The organism is Pseudonocardia sp. N23, from assembly GCF_002583555.1.
Lineage (GTDB): Bacteria > Actinomycetota > Actinomycetes > Mycobacteriales > Pseudonocardiaceae > Pseudonocardia.
In genome coordinates, this window is the sequence record NZ_BEGX01000121.1 from 29,155 (window position 1) to 29,541 (window position 387).

A 387-nucleotide genomic window follows, 5' to 3' on the forward strand; every position below is an offset into this window, starting at 1 on the left:
CTCGGAGTAGTTCTCCACGGCCAGTCCGATGCCGGACTTGCTGGCCTCGGTGGCCCCCCACACCTGGTTACCGGTGACGGTGAGGTCGTGGGCGGAGTCGAGGTAGATGTTGGGGCCGCGGTTGCCCCACACCTGGTTGTTGTGGATGAGCCCGTCGGAGGCTTCGTACTTGGCGTCGATGCCTTCCTCGCCGTTGTCGTGCACCGCCGAGCCGACGATCTCGAAGGTCTTCGTGCCGACGATGGAGATGGCTTCGTTGCTGGCCGAGGTGCCGCGGGCGTTGTTGCCGTGCACGTTGGCGTCCTGGACGAGCACGTTCTGGCCGTTTGACAGGACGATGCCGCCGTCCTGGGAGTCGGCGACCTCGCAGCGGCGCACGACGATGTG

General features: G+C 66.1%; 1 protein-coding gene. It reads right to left on the reverse strand.

The genetic code is table 11. The features are described from left to right. On the reverse strand, window positions 1-387 hold a 387-nt coding region (locus TOK_RS27735; protein ID WP_216362128.1), incomplete at both ends, for a right-handed parallel beta-helix repeat-containing protein.